This is a genomic window from Alishewanella sp. HH-ZS (assembly GCF_001704375.1).
GTDB lineage: Bacteria > Pseudomonadota > Gammaproteobacteria > Enterobacterales > Alteromonadaceae > Alishewanella > Alishewanella aestuarii.
Genome location: NZ_LZEJ01000027.1, coordinates 30,554 through 47,655, shown reverse-complemented (window position 1 = coordinate 47,655; position 17,102 = coordinate 30,554). Strand labels below are relative to the sequence as shown.

Annotated in this window: 13 protein-coding genes and 4 tRNA genes; 6 read left to right on the top strand and 11 right to left on the bottom strand. The window is 50.0% G+C overall.

Annotation, left to right across the window (positions count from 1 at the left end; all coding sequences use genetic code 11):
• Positions 1 to 57: 57 nt before the first annotated feature.
• The gene (locus tag A9165_RS11595) at positions 58 to 2,544 is read right to left on the bottom strand and encodes an ABC transporter permease (protein ID WP_065955991.1); all 2,487 of its coding nucleotides are present in this window, start codon (positions 2,542 to 2,544) and stop codon (positions 58 to 60) included.
• 1 nt (position 2,545) lies between these two features.
• Entirely contained in the window at positions 2,546 to 3,235 is a 690-nt protein-coding gene (locus tag A9165_RS11590) for an ABC transporter ATP-binding protein (RefSeq protein WP_065955990.1), read from the bottom strand.
• Between A9165_RS11590 and A9165_RS11585 the strand changes: the two genes are divergently transcribed.
• Positions 3,234 to 3,818 (top strand): arylesterase, encoded by a 585-nt coding sequence (locus tag A9165_RS11585; protein ID WP_065955989.1) that lies wholly within the window; start codon positions 3,234 to 3,236, stop codon positions 3,816 to 3,818. The two genes, A9165_RS11590 and A9165_RS11585, sit on opposite strands and share 2 nt — an antisense overlap.
• 350 nt (positions 3,819 to 4,168) lie before the next feature.
• Here the strand turns inward: A9165_RS11585 and A9165_RS11580 are convergent.
• From A9165_RS11580 to A9165_RS11565, 4 genes are all read right to left on the bottom strand, one after another.
• Positions 4,169 to 4,244: transfer RNA gene (locus tag A9165_RS11580), tRNA-Glu, on the bottom strand.
• An 11-nt stretch (positions 4,245 to 4,255) separates the two neighbouring features.
• A tRNA-Ala gene (locus A9165_RS11575) sits at positions 4,256 to 4,331 on the bottom strand.
• Between the two features lie 46 nt (positions 4,332 to 4,377).
• Positions 4,378 to 4,453, bottom strand: a tRNA-Glu gene (locus tag A9165_RS11570).
• 12 nt (positions 4,454 to 4,465) lie between these two features.
• Positions 4,466 to 4,541: transfer RNA gene (locus tag A9165_RS11565), tRNA-Ala, on the bottom strand.
• A 222-nt stretch (positions 4,542 to 4,763) separates the two neighbouring features.
• Between A9165_RS11565 and A9165_RS11560 the strand changes: the two genes are divergently transcribed.
• Positions 4,764 to 5,768, top strand: coding sequence for an ExeA family protein (locus A9165_RS11560; protein ID WP_065955988.1), 1,005 nt, complete (start codon positions 4,764 to 4,766; stop codon positions 5,766 to 5,768).
• A gap of 61 nt (positions 5,769 to 5,829) precedes the next feature.
• On the opposite strand, the gene A9165_RS11555 is transcribed toward A9165_RS11560, so the two are convergent.
• Genes A9165_RS11555 through A9165_RS11540 form a run of 4 tightly spaced genes read right to left on the bottom strand, consistent with a single transcriptional unit; the run spans position 5,830 to position 10,557 of the window.
• Positions 5,830 to 7,464, bottom strand: a complete 1,635-nt coding sequence (locus A9165_RS11555) for a TIGR03016 family PEP-CTERM system-associated outer membrane protein (protein WP_065955987.1) — start codon at positions 7,462 to 7,464, stop codon at positions 5,830 to 5,832.
• Positions 7,439 to 8,299 (bottom strand): XrtA-associated tyrosine autokinase, encoded by an 861-nt coding sequence (locus tag A9165_RS11550; RefSeq protein WP_065955986.1) that lies wholly within the window; start codon positions 8,297 to 8,299, stop codon positions 7,439 to 7,441. Before A9165_RS11550 ends, A9165_RS11555 begins: the two co-directional genes overlap by 26 nt.
• Entirely contained in the window at positions 8,296 to 9,873 is a 1,578-nt protein-coding gene (locus A9165_RS11545) for an XrtA system polysaccharide chain length determinant (protein ID WP_065955985.1), read from the bottom strand. The genes A9165_RS11550 and A9165_RS11545 overlap by 4 nt, the downstream gene beginning before the upstream one ends.
• Positions 9,874 to 9,918: 45 nt before the next feature.
• Positions 9,919 to 10,557 carry an XrtA/PEP-CTERM system exopolysaccharide export protein gene (locus A9165_RS11540; RefSeq protein ID WP_065955984.1) on the bottom strand — a complete coding sequence of 213 codons (639 nt, stop codon included), beginning with the start codon at positions 10,555 to 10,557 and terminating at the stop codon, positions 9,919 to 9,921.
• 222 nt (positions 10,558 to 10,779) lie between these two features.
• Here A9165_RS11540 and A9165_RS11535 point away from each other — a divergent pair, with 222 nt between their 5' ends.
• The 4 genes from A9165_RS11535 to A9165_RS11520 are packed head-to-tail and all read left to right on the top strand — an operon-like array spanning position 10,780 to position 15,996.
• Positions 10,780 to 12,192, top strand: coding sequence for a TIGR03013 family XrtA/PEP-CTERM system glycosyltransferase (locus tag A9165_RS11535; protein ID WP_065955983.1), 1,413 nt, complete (start codon positions 10,780 to 10,782; stop codon positions 12,190 to 12,192).
• A 26-nt stretch (positions 12,193 to 12,218) separates the two neighbouring features.
• Positions 12,219 to 13,052, top strand: coding sequence for an XrtA system polysaccharide deacetylase (locus tag A9165_RS11530; protein WP_065955982.1), 834 nt, complete (start codon positions 12,219 to 12,221; stop codon positions 13,050 to 13,052).
• An 18-nt stretch (positions 13,053 to 13,070) separates the two neighbouring features.
• Positions 13,071 to 14,543 (top strand): exosortase A, encoded by a 1,473-nt coding sequence (gene xrtA, locus A9165_RS11525; RefSeq protein WP_083216272.1) that lies wholly within the window; start codon positions 13,071 to 13,073, stop codon positions 14,541 to 14,543.
• Positions 14,533 to 15,996 carry an oligosaccharide flippase family protein gene (locus A9165_RS11520; RefSeq protein ID WP_065955980.1) on the top strand — a complete coding sequence of 488 codons (1,464 nt, stop codon included), beginning with the start codon at positions 14,533 to 14,535 and terminating at the stop codon, positions 15,994 to 15,996. The genes xrtA and A9165_RS11520 overlap by 11 nt, the downstream gene beginning before the upstream one ends.
• Here A9165_RS11520 and A9165_RS11515 read toward each other — a convergent pair.
• Complete coding sequence (locus A9165_RS11515) at positions 15,973 to 17,100, bottom strand: glycosyltransferase (protein WP_065955979.1); 1,128 nt, start codon at positions 17,098 to 17,100, stop codon at positions 15,973 to 15,975. The genes A9165_RS11520 and A9165_RS11515 overlap by 24 nt on opposite strands.
• Between the last annotated feature and the right edge of the window lie 2 nt (positions 17,101 to 17,102).

Here is a 17,102-nt window from a genome sequence, read left to right as displayed (position 1 = left end):
ACCGCTTTAGTCGCAGTGAGATACGCAGCGCCCGGCTCTGAGCCGGGCGCGTTGTTATCAACTTTGAATCACCCGTCGGATCAAGACGGCACCGGGAATATTTAACAATTTACGCAATTGCCACCAGCCCAGTAATGACACCAGAATAGCGCCGCTCAATGGCCCTAGCCACCACAGTGCATAGTGCGGACTAAACGGCAAATCAAACAGGCGCTGCTGTAAGGTCAATAATAAGACTTCAGCCAGCACCGTGGCCAGGATCCCAGCCAAAGCACCGAGAAAGGTAAACTCCAGCAACAAAGCATTGCGCAAAAAGGGATAACGGGCGCCCAGAGTGCGCAAAATAGCCAACTCCTGCTCCCGCTGTTCCAGCGTAGCCTGCACCTGAGCAACCAATACCAATATTGCCGATAAACCAATAATAATCAGGATAAAGCTTAAGGCCAGGGTTACCTGAGCAATAATATCCTGCACCTGACGGATAATGGCCTCAACACTGATCACTGTCACCGTTGGCATCAGCCGTGATAGCTGATTGATTACGGTATACCGCTCCGGCTCCAGATAGAACGCCGTGATATAGCTGGCAGGAAAACCGGCCAGCAGATCAGGACTTAGAATCATATAAAAGTTCGGTTGTAAGCTATTCCAGTCGACCTGACGGATACTGGTCACTTCAGCACGCACCGGCTGGCCACCAATGGAAAAATGCAGGGTATCACCCAGTTTCAATCCCAAACGCTCCGACAGCTCCGACTCTACCGACACCTCTGCCTTTGCCTGCTGGCTAAACCACTGGCCAGCTATCACTTTATTGGCCGGGGGTAGCTGTTCCAGCCAGGTCAGATTCAACTCGCGGCCGATACCGGTGCGCTGCTGGCTGCGATCATCTTTGGTGGCTTCTTCGCGAAACACCTGTTCATTGAGCTGGACCAGCCGGCCCCGTACCACTGGGTAAAACGTATCCGTTTGCAACTGATGCTCGGCCGCAAACTCAGACAGCTCAGTACGCTGCGCCTCGCTCAGATTGACCAGAAAGTGGTTTGGCGCGCCGGGCGGGATCTGCTGTTGCCACTGACCAATTAACTCAGCCCGCACAAAATACAGTAACAAGGCTAAGAACAATGCCAGCGTAAAGGTAATCAGTTGGAAGCTATTGGCCCAGAGTCGGCGCCGCAAATTGGCCAGTGCCAGCTTACCTGCGCTACTTTGGCCAGCGGCAACGGGTTTGGCTGCTTTAACCATTAACACGGCAATACCAAGCAGTACCGCCACAAAGACCGCGCAGATCAGGAACAAGCCCAGACTGATAAACCAGTCGGCAGCAAACAGCCACATCAGGCCATATACCGCGACAGCACCGGTAACCAGCTGTAACTTATCGATAGTCAGTGGCGTCAGCGGTTGTTTTAGCACCTGAATAGCTGGTGTCACCGTTAAGCGCCACAGGGGTCGGGCCGCGAATAGCAACGCACAAGCAATACAGGTCAGAGCCCCCAGCCACAGCGGCCGAAAACTGAATTCTGGTCTGAAATCACCAATATAAAAGCGGATCCCCTGCTCCACAGCAACTAATATCAGTTGGCCGGCGACTAAGCCTAACAGCAGGCTAAAGAGTACGACCAGGATTAGATGGCTAAAGTAAATCAATCTTACCTGCGCTGTTGTCGCGCCCAGCGCCTTAATAATAGCCACCGCCTGAGCATGACGCTGACTATAACGACCGGCGGCAACCGCCGCCGCACAGGCTGCCAGCACTATGCCCAGTAAACCGGCAAGTAATAAAAAACGCTCGGCCCGATCCAGGGCACTGCCTAGCGCCGATTGCTCATCACGATCGCGCCAGCGTTGATGCACCGTCAGCAGTGGGCTAACCTCTTGTTGAAACCGCTCGAGCTGACTATTAGTGCCCGCAAACAGGTAGCGGTAGCCGATGCGGCTGCCGGGCTGCACTATGTCAGTGGCGGCCACGTCATCTAAATGCATCAGCACCCGCGGATTACCACCGAACACACTTAGCGGTGCATCCGGCTCATTGACGATGACTCCAGCCACCGTTAAGCGGCTATTCCCCAGCTCCAGCTGCTCACCCAGCGATACCTGCAACAAATCAAATAAGCGGGCTTCCAGATAGAGCTCGCCCGGGCGCAGTTCAGTCGTAGGGCCAGTAGTGACACTTTGCGAACGATGCAGGATCAGCTCTCCGCGCAGAGGATAGTCGCCACTTACCGCCTTGATAGTCGCAAGCTGCATCTGACTGCTACTAAATAGCATGGAATCAAATTGCATTTGTTGCGCCACGCCTAAACCCATCTCTTTTGCTAAAGCGAGGATGCGAGAGTCGAAGGGCTGGCTGGAGCCTAACACCCGATCAGCGGCGATAAAGTGGGCACTGCGTTGCTCCAGCGCTGATTTAACGCTTTGCGTAATGCCACTTAAACTCACCACTGAGAATACTGCCAAAAAAAGCGCAAAGGCGATAACCCAGAGTTCGCCGCGTTTCAGTTCACGCCAGAACAGACGCCAGGCAATAGCAGTGGCCATCTCATTGCTCCTCTTGGACAAAGCGGCCGGCCTGCATTTTCAGTTGTCGCTGACAGCGTTTCGCCAGCGCCTCACTGTGCGTGACCAACACCAGGGTGGTACCCTGCTGCTCATTCAACTCAAACAATAAGTCTTCGATCCTTTGGCCTGTCACTGCATCCAGATTGGCGGACGGTTCATCGGCAAATAAAATTGCCGGGCGGGTAATAAAAGCCCGGGCAATAGCCACCCGCTGTTGTTCGCCACCAGAGAGCTGTGACGGATAAAAGTCAGCCCGCTCACTTAGCCCGACCAACTGCAATAACTCCAGACCGCGGGAGCGGGCGCGGCGATCGCCGGCTAATTCCGCAGGTAAGGTGACGTTCTCCAATGCCGTTAGTGCCGGTAATAGTAAAAACGACTGAAATACAAAACCGACATGACTGGCGCGCACCCCGGCGCGCTGATCTTCTGATAGCTGATGCAGTGGATGACCAGCCAGTTGAACTTCACCGCTACTGGGTAGATCTAAGCCGGCGAGTAAGCTTAATAACGTCGATTTACCGGAGCCGGACGCCCCTACTATGGCCACCGACTCCCCACGATTGATTGTCAGGCTGATATCATGCAGGATAGTCAGTGATCCTTCATTCAGGTTGACCCGTTTAGCCAGATGATTGGCTTTAATATGAATTTCAGGTGCTGTCGTCATGCGCATTATCTTCGTTATATTGTTCTGTTTAATAAGTTGGTCTGCTACCGCCGACAAACTACTGATTATGGGCGATAGCCTAAGTGCAGCTTATGGCTTGCAAGAGCATGAAGGCTGGCCTGCCCTGCTGGCCGCGAAAAGTCCGGTACAACTGGTTAACGCCAGCATCAGTGGCGAAACCACCGGTGGTGGCCTGGCCCGCTTACCGGCATTATTGCAACAACATCAGCCACGCTGGGTATTAATTGAGCTTGGCGGCAATGATGGCCTGCGTGGTTTTGACCCACAATTAATCGCAAATAATCTGCAACAAATGATTGAACTGGTGAAACAGCATAATGCCCAGCCATTGTTAATGCAAATACGGATCCCACCGAACTATGGACCACGCTATGTGGCGCGCTTTACCGATATTTATCCACAACTTGCCGCAGCACATCAGATACCGCTTTGGCCATTTTTTATGGATGAAATCGCGATCCGCCCGGAATTGATGATGCCGGATGGCATCCACCCGAACGCTCAGGCACAGCCTTTGATCCGGGACCTGATGTTACCTTTAGTGCAGCAGTTGGCAGAGTAAGTTGAATAGCGCGCCGATACTCAGGCGCGCTTTAACAACGCTGGCGCGGTGTCACACCGCCCTCACGGCGATACGATGAGCTAGATAAATAAAGTAGAAGATATGATAGATGGCGTCCCCTAGGGGATTCGAACATCTGTTAATGCCGTGGAAATTGGACAGCGCGGTGTCCTAATGCGAGAAACTAAAATGGCGTCCCCTAGGGGATTCCAACATCTGTTAATGCCGTGGAAATTGGACAGCGCGGTGTCCTAATGCGAGAAATTAATATGGCGTCCCCTAGGGGATTCCAACATCTGTTAATGCCGTGGAAATTGGACAGCGCGGTGTCCTAATGCGAGAAATTAATATGGCGTCCCCTAGGGGATTCGAACCCCTGTTACCGCCGTGAAAGGGCGGTGTCCTAGGCCTCTAGACGAAGGGGACGCACTGGAAATTGGTGGAGCTAAGCGGGATCGAACCGCTGACCTCTTGCATGCCATGCAAGCGCTCTCCCAGCTGAGCTATAGCCCCGAATCGGGTTGGAACTGTTAGTCCAGGAAAATACCACCTTAAGAAGTGGCGTCCCCTAGGGGATTCGAACCCCTGTTACCGCCGTGAAAGGGCGGTGTCCTAGGCCTCTAGACGAAGGGGACGCAATAAAATCTTGGTGGAGCTAAGCGGGATCGAACCGCTGACCTCTTGCATGCCATGCAAGCGCTCTCCCAGCTGAGCTATAGCCCCACACTTTTCTGCACTCATCGACACGCAAGCGTTATCGCTGAACACGGGGCGCATTCTAGGTTGACCGCTGATCCCTGTCAACAATTTTTTATAAGGGCTGGATTGTTCGGGTAAAATTTAGACTCTGCTGCAAAAAAGTGGTTAAATAGCGCGGCTTGGCGTAGCATTAGGTATTAAATTGATCCCGAAACAGGACGCTTTAGTGTTGACTAAAGGAGTGATATGTACGAGTCGTATTATGGGTTCTCTGAACGCCCTTTCCAGCTAACCCCCAGTGCCAGTTGCTTTTATGCCGGCAAGTTACATAAGAAAGCCCTCGCCTATTTGCAATATGGTTTATCACAGGGCGAGGGTTTTATTGTGATTACCGGCGATGTCGGTACCGGTAAGACCACCATCGCTAATCAATTGTTAGCTCAGTTAAGTCCTGATGAGATTGTCGCCCGCCAGATCGTTACCTCTAAACTGGCACCGGATGATCTGATCCGAATGATCGCCAGCACCTTTAATCTGGTGGTGACTGAACATAGTAAGGCCAGTTACCTGGATGCGATTTACCTGTATTTGAAGCGTTTACACACCCAACAAAGACGCGCGCTGCTATTGGTAGACGAAGCGCAAAACTTGCCGCTGGAGTCCATTGAAGAGCTGAGAATGCTGTCTAATTTCCAGGTAAACGGTGCTCCGCTATTACAAAGTTTTTTACTGGGTCAAAATGAACTGAATGCGATTATTCAGGCTCCGAACATGGAACAGTTCAGACAGCGGATCATTGCCTCCTCTAATTTGACGCCATTACAGGAAGAGGAAACCCGAGAGTATGTCGAATTCCGGCTGCAGGCTGCGGGTATGAAACGACCTTTGGTGCTACCTGATGTCTATCCACTGGTACAGCGCTTTAGCCGGGGTATTCCGCGCAAGATTAACTTACTGATGGACCGCATGCTGCTACTGGGCTTTCTGGAGCAGCTTAGCGAGCTGACCGCAGAGCACGCAGCGAAAGTCATTGAAGAAATCAGTGGCGAGGTCGCACATCAGGTAGCGGCGGCCCCCATACCCGTAGTGCCGGTCGCAGAGCCCCCACCACCAACGGTCTCAGAGCAAACCGTGGCCCAGTCCCAACCGGTACAACAACTTTTAACCGAAACGCTGGAGCAAAAAATCCGGCTATTAAAAGAACTGGACGAACTCATCCTACAACGCCAGCAAAGTACTAAATCTGAATAGAAAAACGCCGGAGGTTTAAATGCCTCCGGCGTTTTCTGATTAAGAACCGTCTAGCCTTGCACTAGAAACGGTATTTATATTCTAACCAAACCCGGTTTTCGCTGTTATCAAACTGTTCCAACGTAGAATTCCGGTTCAGACGCCGCGCTGTTAAGCGTAAGTCAGAGCGCTCACCGAGCGTACGGATATAACCAACCGATAATGAGAGGTTTTTATCTTGCCGGACTTCGTTACGATAATCGATATCATAATAATTTATGGCGGCGGTCAGCCGGTTAAGTTGATCTAAACGCCAACTGCTGTCCAAACTGACATTATTACTGCGGTTAAATTCGTTTGTTTCCAGATAGTCAGTTTTACGGGAACTGAGTGTCAAATTAAGATTCAGGCGATTCTTGCTGTAGCCTAGGCTAAAACCAATATTACGGGTTTGTACCAGCTCTTCGCGCAACTCCGCATTAATGATTGACAACTCTTGTAATGACTCACCAAATACCGGCACATACTGATTGCTGGGTGGCCGGTAACAGTCGTTAAAATCTGCCGCCGTATCAGGACAAACAAAAATCCCCAACTCTTCCTGTTCGCGGTCAAACTGGTTCTGAGTACGGATATTATCACTCATCCGTAAACGCATAGATAAGAACCTTAAATCATAACGCCCTTGCAAACTTGTAGTACGGCCGAAATATCGCCGGTCAAAATTGCCTTCTAAACTGGTGCGGCGGGTTGGCGCTATGACAAACTCCGATGCAATATAGGTGTCGGTATCTTTTTCCACACCAAAAACGCTGGAGTCACTGCGATTCATCGTGACGTTGACACGTGAGCGCGCACCAAAGCGATATTCAACGCCCGCCCCGAAGTAATCAAATTTATTGTCAACGGCACTGCCATTATCCACCCGCTCGGCTCCGGCGCGACCAATCACCGAAAAATTGGGTGCAAAAGGAACACCAACAACCAGCCCATGATTACGTATCGACACATCAGGCCCGCTGCTGCGTTCGATTTCCTGCAATTGACCATTGTACTGCCAGAAGAAATTCAACGCGCGCTGACTGGTACCTAATAACCAGCTACCGCTGTAAGCATCCGTTTTATACTCAAACAGACCATCATCAAGTAATGGGCTCTGGCTATCGGTAGTACCATAATTTAACGCCGCTTCAACCCGATAAGGTGAACTGGGTAAACTACGATAACTTAAACCACTACCATAGCGCTGTACCCGGCTTAAATTTTCGCCGCCGGTAATTTTGTCAGAGAAAATGCCGAGCCGGCTATTGCGCAGCTGATAACTTTGACTGGCATTAAGATCCCAACTAATACGGTCACGCAGGAAAGTCATGCGATTGGCTAGCGAGAGATCATTAAAGTGACGATCTTCACGTTGCTCGTCTTTATAGAGTACGGTGTTGTGTTGCCAACGGAGACGGGTTTGCATCCCCGCTGACTGCCGTGTCCAGCTAATAGAGGGTTCTAACTCCCAGGCGGCACCTTTATCTTTGTCCGGTTGTTCTGGCAAGTTAAGCTGATAGCCATAAAAAGCAGTCCGGATTTCAGGGCTTAATCTTGTTTGAGCGGCGGTCGCTGGTAGGGTTGCAGCAGTACAAGCCAGGGTTACCAAACTGGCGCAGTAAGCCAGCTTGGTGCGCAATTTGCGGCCGTTATTCGGCGCCATAGTAATATCCATAGCCGTATCCTTTTCCCTGATTACGATGCGCTTTATTGATCAGAAAACCTACTGCCATCTCACTGGGTAACAACGCGACTGATTGCTCGATCTCATTTAGTCGGGTCTTATTTTCTTCCACCACTAACACCCCCTGTCCGCACATACTGGCCATAACAGAAGTTTCATTAACCCCAAGCAAAGGTGGCGCATCAAAAATCACAATGCGATCGGCGTAGCGGTTGGCAAACTCAGCGGCCAGCTTCAGCATACGATCACTTGCCAGTAACTCGGTAGAAAGGTGATGCGGTGTACCAGCCGTCACTAACTTTAAGCGCGGAACATTGGTATTTAGCAAAATATCCGATACGCTGATCTCGCTCGAAAGCAGATAGTCCGTTAAGCCAACTTCATGCTGTACATTGAGGGTTTTAGCGATCTTAGGTCGCAGTACATCTGCATCGACCAGCAATACCGTCTTATCCTGTTCTAAGGCAATGCTTAGCGCCAGGTTAATCGACGAAAAAGTCTTGCCCTCACCCGGCCGGGAGCTGGATACCAGGATCAGGTTCGGGTGGTGCAAAGTCTCTGCCAGCGGGCCAAAGGCATTATTAATCAGCTTACGCTTAATAACCCGGTACTCTTCATTGATTAGGCGACGCTGAGTACTAAGTGACACAAAACCTTGTTGTTCAAGATGTTTCAAATCTAGCTCAACCTGATGCCGGCCACTAACCGCTGTTGTCACTGCATCATCTGTATGATCGGTACCATCTACAACAGGTTCAGTTCTTGAATGGGGCTGGTTGCCTTGCTGATCGGCACGGCGTGCCAAAGCTTTTTCAATAATACTCACCGCACCATCCTCATCAACAACTCGGCTGAGCGGCCGAAAATTAAATCGTTACTCACAAGTATCAGGTAAAACATCAGCAAAGACGCGGTGAGAGCGGTAAAATATACGAAGTGCAACCTAACCTGGCGTAAAATTTTCGCTTTATTGGTATGAGAAATCACGCCAAACACCGGGTAATCGCTGATCATCGCCAGCTGTGACGCCCGGCTTAGTACCGGTGAAATTAAACTGCGTAGGAAGGCAATAGCAACACCTGCACCAAGCCCCAACAATAACACCAATGAATACAGTAGACGACGATTTGGCCCGGACGGCTCAAAAGGTACCCGTGGTGGCTCGATAATTCTGAATTGTACATCCTGTTCCGATGCATCAGCCCGTCGCGCCAGCTCAGAAGCTTCACGCCTTGCCAGCAAGGCTTCATACTTAGAACGGGTTACATTGTAATCACGGTTTAAACCACTAAACTCCGCTTCAATTTCTGGAATCAAATTCATCCGCGCTTCCAGCTCACGCACTCGATTCGCAAAGGCCTGTACACGGACCTTATTTGAGGCAACTTCGGTTTCCAGCCTTGCTACATTGAGTTGCAACTCATGATAAAGTGAGTTTTGAGTAGCGACAAATCCTGACGCTGTACTACCAGATGCTGCATTTGCCAATGCTGCTAATTCATCTTCTCGTTGCTTAACTAAGCTATCCAGCAGGCGACGAATTTCCAACACGTCAGGGTGGTTATCAGTAAAGCGGATCAGGGCAGTATCTAATTGTGACTGGAGCTGTCTGATTCGTTCATCAAACTGGGTACTAATATTGGTAGAACCTCCGTCAGCAGGATTAATGCCCGATAACTGACCTCTGGCCGCAGCCAGACGGGTTTCCAACTCAGCTAACTCAAGCCGGGCACCTTCCAAACGTTGTTGTTCTGCAGCCAGCTGGCTGTAGTAGTTGGATTCTGAGCCTGGCAGAATATTCATCCGCTGCTTCTTAAACTCCGAAAGCTTATGCTCAGCTTCGGCTAAACGTCGCTCATAATCAGCAATTTCGCGATCCAAAAACTCCTGCGCCGCTTGCGAATCTGCGCGGCTGGAACCAATGCGGTTTTCCATAAAGGTATTCAGCGTTTCCTGAACCACTTTCAATGCGATTTGCGGCTGCGGATTACTGTAAGATATGGAATAGATATTCTCACGACTGGTACCCGACACCTTAATCTCTTTCTGTAGCTTATCAATGATAAGCTCAAATTCCTTGTCGGTTCGGGTCTGTAAATCCAGATCCGCCTGACGGGCAATTTTTTGCAAGTTAGTGCGGCTAAGTAAGGTTCGTGCCATCAGATTGATTTCGTCGCGCTGACTGGTATTAATCGTCAAACCACGCAGTATCGGCTCGAGAAAAGTACTGCTTTCCACATAGAGACGAGCGCTCGCTTCATAGGTGGGAGGCATTTTGTAAACATAAAGCCAGCCTGCCGGGCATACCAACCAGGCTGTGATAATAAAATAACGGCGCCGTAGCCAAATACCCTGCAAGTAGGTACTGACCAACTCCAGCGCCTGTTGAATCTCTCTCATTACTCCTCCCTGAAAGATCCGAAAATTGCGTAATACAAGATCGCGTTAGAACCAGGCTTCAGGAATAATGATGATATCGCCAGGTAAGATATCGACATTAGCGGAAATATTACCGTCGCGGATTAACTCATCCAGTCTGATATCATACGTACGCTGCGAGCCATTTGTAGTGCGAACCAGCTTGGCTTTATTACCCGCAGCAAACTCTGTTAAGCCACCAACTGCAATCATCAAATCCAGCAGGGTCATATATTGCCGGTAATTCACAGCCTGGGGATTAGTTGCCTGGCCAATTACCCGCACTTGCTCGCTGTAAGGGCCAACAAAGTTGTTAACAGAAACCGTTACCACCGGATCCCGGATATATTTCGCCAGAATTTGCTCCATATCCCGCGCCAGCTGGGTCGGTGTTTTACCACTAACCGGCACATCTTCAACCAACGAAGTTGAAATCATGCCATCTGGACGCACGATAAAGGTGCCGGACAGTTCCGGGTTACGCCAAACGAAGATACTTAATGTATCCGCCGGGCCAATCAGATACTGGTAATTGTCAACAGTAGTAGTAAGCGAACTCTGAACCGTCGCCCGAGGCAGCGTGTTGTTGTTAGCACATCCGGAAAGGGTAAGCACTGCGCCTACCGCCAGGCATAAAGTGGTTTTTAGCGGAGTGAAATTGGTCATAAACGAATCCTTTTGTCTGATGCGCAGACAATATAACCAAAAGATAGTCGTTTGGCTGCACTTTTTATATATTTTATTTAAATTCCCGACTAGAAATTAAGCTGTAATTCAGCTAAATTAAGCATCAGGCAGCTGAGGCTAACTGTCAAGTATGTTTAGATCAGAAAAAGCTGGCCGAATTTATCAAACAGGCTGTAGGTTGTTAAGGTCCAAGGAAGTTTTATGCTCAACGCAAGGAGTCACCGTTCAAAAGTCTCAGATAAGATTTTGATTTTCGGTGAGCTTAGTCTTATTATTCTCGCCTGCCACCTTGGTTATAAACTTGCCGATTTATCAGGACTCGCCAACCCGCTTGCGCTCGAATGGCAATTGCTGGTAACTGCTATTTTTATCTGCGGAACCATGCTGTGCTCGCTGTCATTAGGTTTGTACGACCAGAAACTTCGCGAGTCGCATTCTGGTGTACTGAAACGGGTATTGTTAACCCAATGTTTTAATTTCTTGCTACTTGAAGTCATCATTTTTAATCTTTTCAGCGCTCTGAGCCCAGGCGTTTTCGCCTTGCTGTTCAGCTGTCTGTTGTCAGTGGTTTTAGTCTCAGCGTTCAGAGCATTTTTTCAATACCATGACTTATCACAACTCAGTCGTCGCAACGTGCTAATCCTGGGTGCGGGTGAGCGGGCAGCCATTATCGAACGCCGCATGCGTCGCACCGTAGATCGCCGTTATTTTAATCTGGTTGGTTTTGTCAAAATCGAAGGGGATAAACCCGGTTTCATTCCAGATGATAAATTAGTGGAAGTTGACTATTTACAAAATTTGTTTGATTACGCCGAGCGCAATAACATTCACCAACTGGTAATCGCCTGTGACGAACGTCGCAATATGTTGCCGGTTGACCTGTTATTTAAATGTAAAACCCGCGGCATAGACGTTACCGACATCCTGGATTTTATCGAAAGTGAGACGGGGCAAATCGCGGTAAATCTTATCTATCCCAGCTGGGTTATTTATTCAAACGGCCTGGCCCGAAGCCAACGTTTTAAGACCAATCTGGATTATCGCCTAAATGCTCTCTTGGCGTTATTTACGCTGCTATTAGCCTGGCCCATTATGTTGATCACCGCCCTGCTAATTTATCTTGAAGATGGCCGACGCACCGGCGCACCTATCTTATACCGGCAAACCCGGGTTGGCTTTGACGGCCAGCCGTTTCAAATTATTAAATTCCGTAGTATGCGGGTTGATGCTGAGAAAAACGGCGCTCAGTGGGCTAGTACTAATGATGACCGGGTAACCCGGGTAGGACGGGTGATCCGCAAGTACCGCATTGACGAGTTACCACAGCTGTTTAATGTGCTTAAAGGCGAAATGGGATTTGTTGGCCCAAGGCCTGAACGTCCTGAATTTGTCAGCCAGCTGGCAAAAGATATCCCTTACTACGCACAGCGCCATAATGTACGTCCGGGTTTAACCGGCTGGGCGCAGTTAAAGTATCCCTATGGTTCTACTGCTGAAGATGCGCTGGAAAAGCTAAAGTTTGATCTGTATTACATCAAACACCGCAGTTTGTTGCTGGATCTGACTATTTTAATTCGAACTGTTGAAATCGTAATCTTTGGAAAAGGGCGCTAACAGTGACTAACCGCGTGGCGCACCAGATGAGCGCTCTTACCGTAGACGTAGAAGATTATTTTCACGTTGCAGCCTTTGAGAATAATATTAAAAGTAGTGACTGGCCTAAGATGCCGGTGCGGGTTGAACAAAATACCTACCGCTTGTTGGAAATGTTTGCCGAGCAGCAGGCGCAGGCGACATTCTTTTTGCTGGGTTGGGTTGCCGAGCGCTATCCACAGTTAGTCAGAGCTATCCACGAGGCAGGCCATGAAGTGGCCAGTCACGGTTACAACCATACTAAAGCAACGCAGCAAAGCCGCAGTGAGTTCGCTGCTGATGTTACCGACACCAAAAAGTTACTCGAAGATATTACCGGCGCCGCTGTCTACGGTTATCGGGCGCCAAGTTTCTCTATTGATAAGACCAACGAGTGGGCGTTTGCAGAGCTCAAAGCTGCCGGTTACCTCTACAGCTCCAGTACTTACCCGGTAAAACATGATTTGTACGGTACGCCGGATTGGCCGCAACAACCCTATATGCGGCCTGAAGGGATTTGGGAATGTCCGATGCCAATCCTGAATCTGGCAGGCAAACAGTTACCGGTCGCCGGTGGTGGGTATTTCAGGTTGCTGCCCTATTGGCTTAGTAAACGTCTGATTAATCGCTATCTTAAGAGCAGCAGCTCGCCTTACATGTTTTATTTCCACCCCTGGGAAATTGATCCGGGACAACCCCGGATCCGGGATGCCAGCGCAAAGTCCAAATTCCGCCACTATGTCAATCTGGGGAAAATGGAAGCCAAGCTAACCGCCCTGTTACAAGATTATCAATGGAATACTGTAAAGCAGGTTTTTGACCGCTATCACCAACAACTCTAATAACGTTCGGACTACGCGATGACCCAGCATGGAATGCCGCTTAGCACGTCCCTGACCCAGCAAAGGCCAATCCTGCCTTTTACGTTGCTGTTAACAAGCCTTACCGCGCTATATTTACTGGTGTTCTGGCCTACCCTGCAAAGTATGGAGTTGATCTGGCGTCATTCCGAAACCTATATGCATGGCTATCTGATAGCGCCGATCAGTTTATGGTTGTTGTATCGCCAGCGTCAGCAGTTAAGCCGGCTACAACCTGAACCGACGGTATTACCTGCGATCCTGGCACTACCTTTGTTGCTGATTTGGTTACTCGCCTACAGTATCAATATTAATTTTGTCAGCCAGTTTGCCGCGGTGTTCTACCTGCAACTGCTGATCTGGAGCCTGCTCGGACATCGCTTTATGCGCTATTGCTGGTTTCCGATCGGTTTTTTAATCTTTCTGGTCCCGTTCGGCGAAGCTGCCAATCCTGTTCTGCAACAAATCACTGCTGACCTGGTGGTCGCCATGTTGCAACTGATCAATATGCCAGTCTATCGCGACGGTCTGTATTTACACACAGCTTCTGCCGTATTTGAGGTCGCCGTGGCCTGCTCTGGCCTGAACTTTCTACTCAGCAGTTTAGTGCTGTCCTGTTTATTCGCCTATCTGCATTATCAGCGGCTGTATAAGGCAGTGCTTTTTATTGTGCTGGTACTGCTACTTTCAATTCTGGCGAACGGTATCCGTGCTTTCTTATTGGTAGTGATTGGCGAAAAATCTCAAATGGCCTATGGCTTTGGCGCTGATCATTACTACTATGGCTGGCTGGTATTCTTTATTGTTATGTTCTGCTCGTTCTGGTTAGGCGCTAAATTCAGTGACGATAATCCAGCGCAGGCTGCTGAGGTACCGCCAGCAACCAGCCGCTCTTTTAAGCTTGCTGCTATCGCTCTGGTACTGCCACTTAGCCTGGCAGGACTGCTAAGTAAAACCCTGCCTGCGGAAGCCACGCCGGAGACAGCAGCACGCTTGTTTAGCAGCATGACCCCGCCAGATACCAGAGCGCCCTGGGGCATCCAATTCTACGATGGCTTAAGCCGGGATCATTGGCAGAGCTCTGAGGGCGTAGAGTTTTTCTACGCCACCTACGCCAATCGTCAGCAGCAAGGCGACCTGATCACCTGGCACAATACCCTATTCAATCTGGAGCATTGGTCCATCCGGCATGCCCGCCGGGAAGGAGCCTTACTGCAAAGTTACGGTGTACTGGAGTTGGTTAATCCGCAAGGACAGGTCCGGGAAGTCCAGTTCTGGTATCAGTTGGGTAGCTATCAAACTAATAGCAGAGTGATGTTCAAACTGTTACAACTGAAATTCTTATGGTTGCAACGGCCTGAGGCAGCTGAAGTCTTTGCGGTTTCCAGCATGCAACCGGAACCGCTAAGCCGGCAGCAGCAACTCGAACAGGCGCGCCATACTTTGCAGCAGACCATCGCCAATGAGCGTTAGCCGTGGTGTCTTACAAAGTTCCGCCATCCTGGCGTTGATCCAGCTGTTTCAAAAAAGCTTAGGCTTTGTTTCCACCTTGATCCTGGCGCGGCTGTTACTGCCAGAGCACTTTGGCGTGGTTGCCATGGTGATGATTTGCCTGATGTTGTTTGAAAATATTGCCGACGCCGGTAACGAGCATTACACCCTGCAAAAACGTGAGCTTACCGCAGAGGATTTGCATACCGCCTGGAGCTTCGATTTGCTGCTAAAGAGCGGCGCTTGTCTGCTATTGATATTATTATCACCACTACTGGCTGACTATTTTCGCATGCCAGAACTGCAGCAAACGTTGCAGGTCGCCAGCCTGGTACTCCCGATAAAAGCCCTGCAAAACCCACAACTGCTGCAATTCGCGCGGGAACTAAACTACCGGCCGGTATTGCTGCTTAGTCTGATCCAAAAGCTACTGGCGTTTTTGGTTACCGTTACCCTGGCGTGGTTATATCCCAGCGCCTGGCCGGTGATCATCGGGGCGCTGGTTTCGGCTTTGGTTTATTCCGGCGGCAGTTATCTGGTATGTCACTTTAAGCCGCGCTGGCAGCTACAGCAGCTGAACGCACAATGGCATTTTTCAAAATGGATCATGTTACGGGGTTTTATCGGTTTTTGTCGCTTCCAGGCCGACAATATCCTGGTTTCCCGCCGTTTCGATACCGCAGCCCTGGGCGGTTACAATCTGTTGCGTGAACTGAGTATCCTGCCAGCAATTGCTCTGATCATTCCCTGTAGCCAACCGTTACAGGCCGCAATAGCACGCGATAAAACCGCGGAAGGCTACCGTTTGCGACTCAGTTTGCTACTGCTGTTGTTATTACTGCTGCCGATCACCCTCTTCGCCATGGCCTATCCGGACTTAATAGTCAGCACTTTGCTGGGATCGCAGTGGCTAAGCTATAGCGGGTTACTGGTGCCTTTTGCTTGCTTTTTTCTGACATTTTGTCTGTTCGATTTACTCAGTAATGCAACGCTAGCTACCGGGCGCAGCAAATTACTGTTCTGGTTTGATCTCTGGTCGACGCTGCTGGTGGTAGCAGTGTTAGTGCTGATCCCAACTGCGGCACTGCTTGAAATGGCCTGGCTCAGAGCCCTAATCGCCATCCTGACAACGCTGGCACTGCTGCTGCTGTTACAGCGCCACTGTCAGTTTGACTTGATACGTTTATCAGGGCTAACCCTACCCTATCTTTTGCTGGCGCTAGGGAGTTGGCAGCTTACTGAGCTATTGATAGCAGAGCGACCGGCACAGCCATTAATGGAACTGACGCTGCGCATCAGCTGCTATTTTAGTGCTTATGCGATTACTCTGATCTTGCTTACGCTGGCGCTACGGCATCGCATTCTGGAATGTCAGCAGTTAGCCCAGCCGTTGCAGCACGGGTTGCGTTGGTTAAGACAGAGGCTCGAACACTAACTCCTTATAAAGCTTGCTGTAAGCCTGCTCCATTGCCTGCGCTGAGAAGTGTTGATAAACGTAGTGTTGGCCAGCTTCCGCCAGCTGCTCCTTGCGCTCAGGCGCGGCCAGCAGATCCAACCAATGCTGACACAAGGCTGCCGTATCGCCATACTCAGCCAGCAATCCGGTTTCTCCGTGCGTAATTAACTGATCAACGCCAGGAATATTAAAGGCCGTCACGCACACCTTGGCCGCCATCGCTTCCATTAAACAACGCGGGATCCCTTCCAGGCTGGATGTCATTACAAAACAATCAAAGTGCGGCAAAAACGCCAACCGATCATCGCGAAACCCCAGGAACTCAGTGGCCTTGGCTATACCAAGTTCAGTAGCAAGTTGTTCTAACGCCTGACGTTCTGCACCGTCCCCGAGCAACTGTAAGCGGCAATGCGGATACTGCTGATACAGCTTAGCAAAGGCCTGCAACGTCGCCGGCAGATTTTTCCGGCTAATAAGCTGTCCGATATAACCTATTGTGAAGACCTGATCAGACGCAGAGGGTTTGGCACTGATCTGCGCCAGACACTGCTCCACTTCCTGCAGGTCCACCCCGTTATTAATCAGACGTACCCTGGCCGGCTTAACCTTGTAGTGCTCGATTACCGTGCGTTCAATATCCGGCGATAACGGGCAAACATAATCAAAACCATGGAAGGCTTTACCGCCAGCCCACATATAGGCGCGCAACTTCTTATCAGTCGCGTTTTCAAAACCATGGGGGGTGCAGATAGATTTGATACCGGCCCATTTCGCTGCCAGCAAGCCGAGAATATCTGACTTGTAGCCATGGGTATGAATAATATTGATCTCTAACTGCCGGATTAATCTAACCAGCTGCCAGATCGCCCGTAAATCAAATTTTGACGACATCGGTACTTTAAACTGGCGCTCCGACGCTAGCGGGCTGCGTTTTAATACCTCGTCACAGGCACCGGGTTCATCGGTAATCGCCAGATATTGTTCGATGCCTTCAGCTGCTGGCACTGAAAGCAAGGCGTTGACCCAACGTTCAGCACCATAGTAGCCACTGGGACAAATTAACTGTAATACCCTGATTGTCATTA

Bases quoted from the DNA above. Each gene is read 5' to 3' on its own strand.
- A9165_RS11595 (WP_065955991.1), bottom strand. From the start codon at position 2,544: ATGGCCACTGCTATTGCCTGGCGTCTGTTCTGGCGTGAACTGAAACGC.
- A9165_RS11585 (WP_065955989.1), top strand. From the start codon at position 3,234: ATGCGCATTATCTTCGTTATATTGTTCTGTTTAATAAGTTGGTCTGCT.
- A9165_RS11590 (WP_065955990.1), bottom strand. From the start codon at position 3,235: ATGACGACAGCACCTGAAATTCATATTAAAGCCAATCATCTGGCTAAA.
- A9165_RS11560 (WP_065955988.1), top strand. From the start codon at position 4,764: ATGTACGAGTCGTATTATGGGTTCTCTGAACGCCCTTTCCAGCTAACC.
- A9165_RS11555 (WP_065955987.1), bottom strand. From the start codon at position 7,464: ATGGATATTACTATGGCGCCGAATAACGGCCGCAAATTGCGCACCAAG.
- A9165_RS11545 (WP_065955985.1), bottom strand. From the start codon at position 9,873: ATGAGAGAGATTCAACAGGCGCTGGAGTTGGTCAGTACCTACTTGCAG.
- A9165_RS11540 (WP_065955984.1), bottom strand. From the start codon at position 10,557: ATGACCAATTTCACTCCGCTAAAAACCACTTTATGCCTGGCGGTAGGC.
- A9165_RS11535 (WP_065955983.1), top strand. From the start codon at position 10,780: ATGCTCAACGCAAGGAGTCACCGTTCAAAAGTCTCAGATAAGATTTTG.
- A9165_RS11530 (WP_065955982.1), top strand. From the start codon at position 12,219: ATGAGCGCTCTTACCGTAGACGTAGAAGATTATTTTCACGTTGCAGCC.
- xrtA (WP_083216272.1), top strand. From the start codon at position 13,071: ATGACCCAGCATGGAATGCCGCTTAGCACGTCCCTGACCCAGCAAAGG.
- A9165_RS11520 (WP_065955980.1), top strand. From the start codon at position 14,533: ATGAGCGTTAGCCGTGGTGTCTTACAAAGTTCCGCCATCCTGGCGTTG.
- A9165_RS11515 (WP_065955979.1), bottom strand. From the start codon at position 17,100: ATGACAATCAGGGTATTACAGTTAATTTGTCCCAGTGGCTACTATGGT.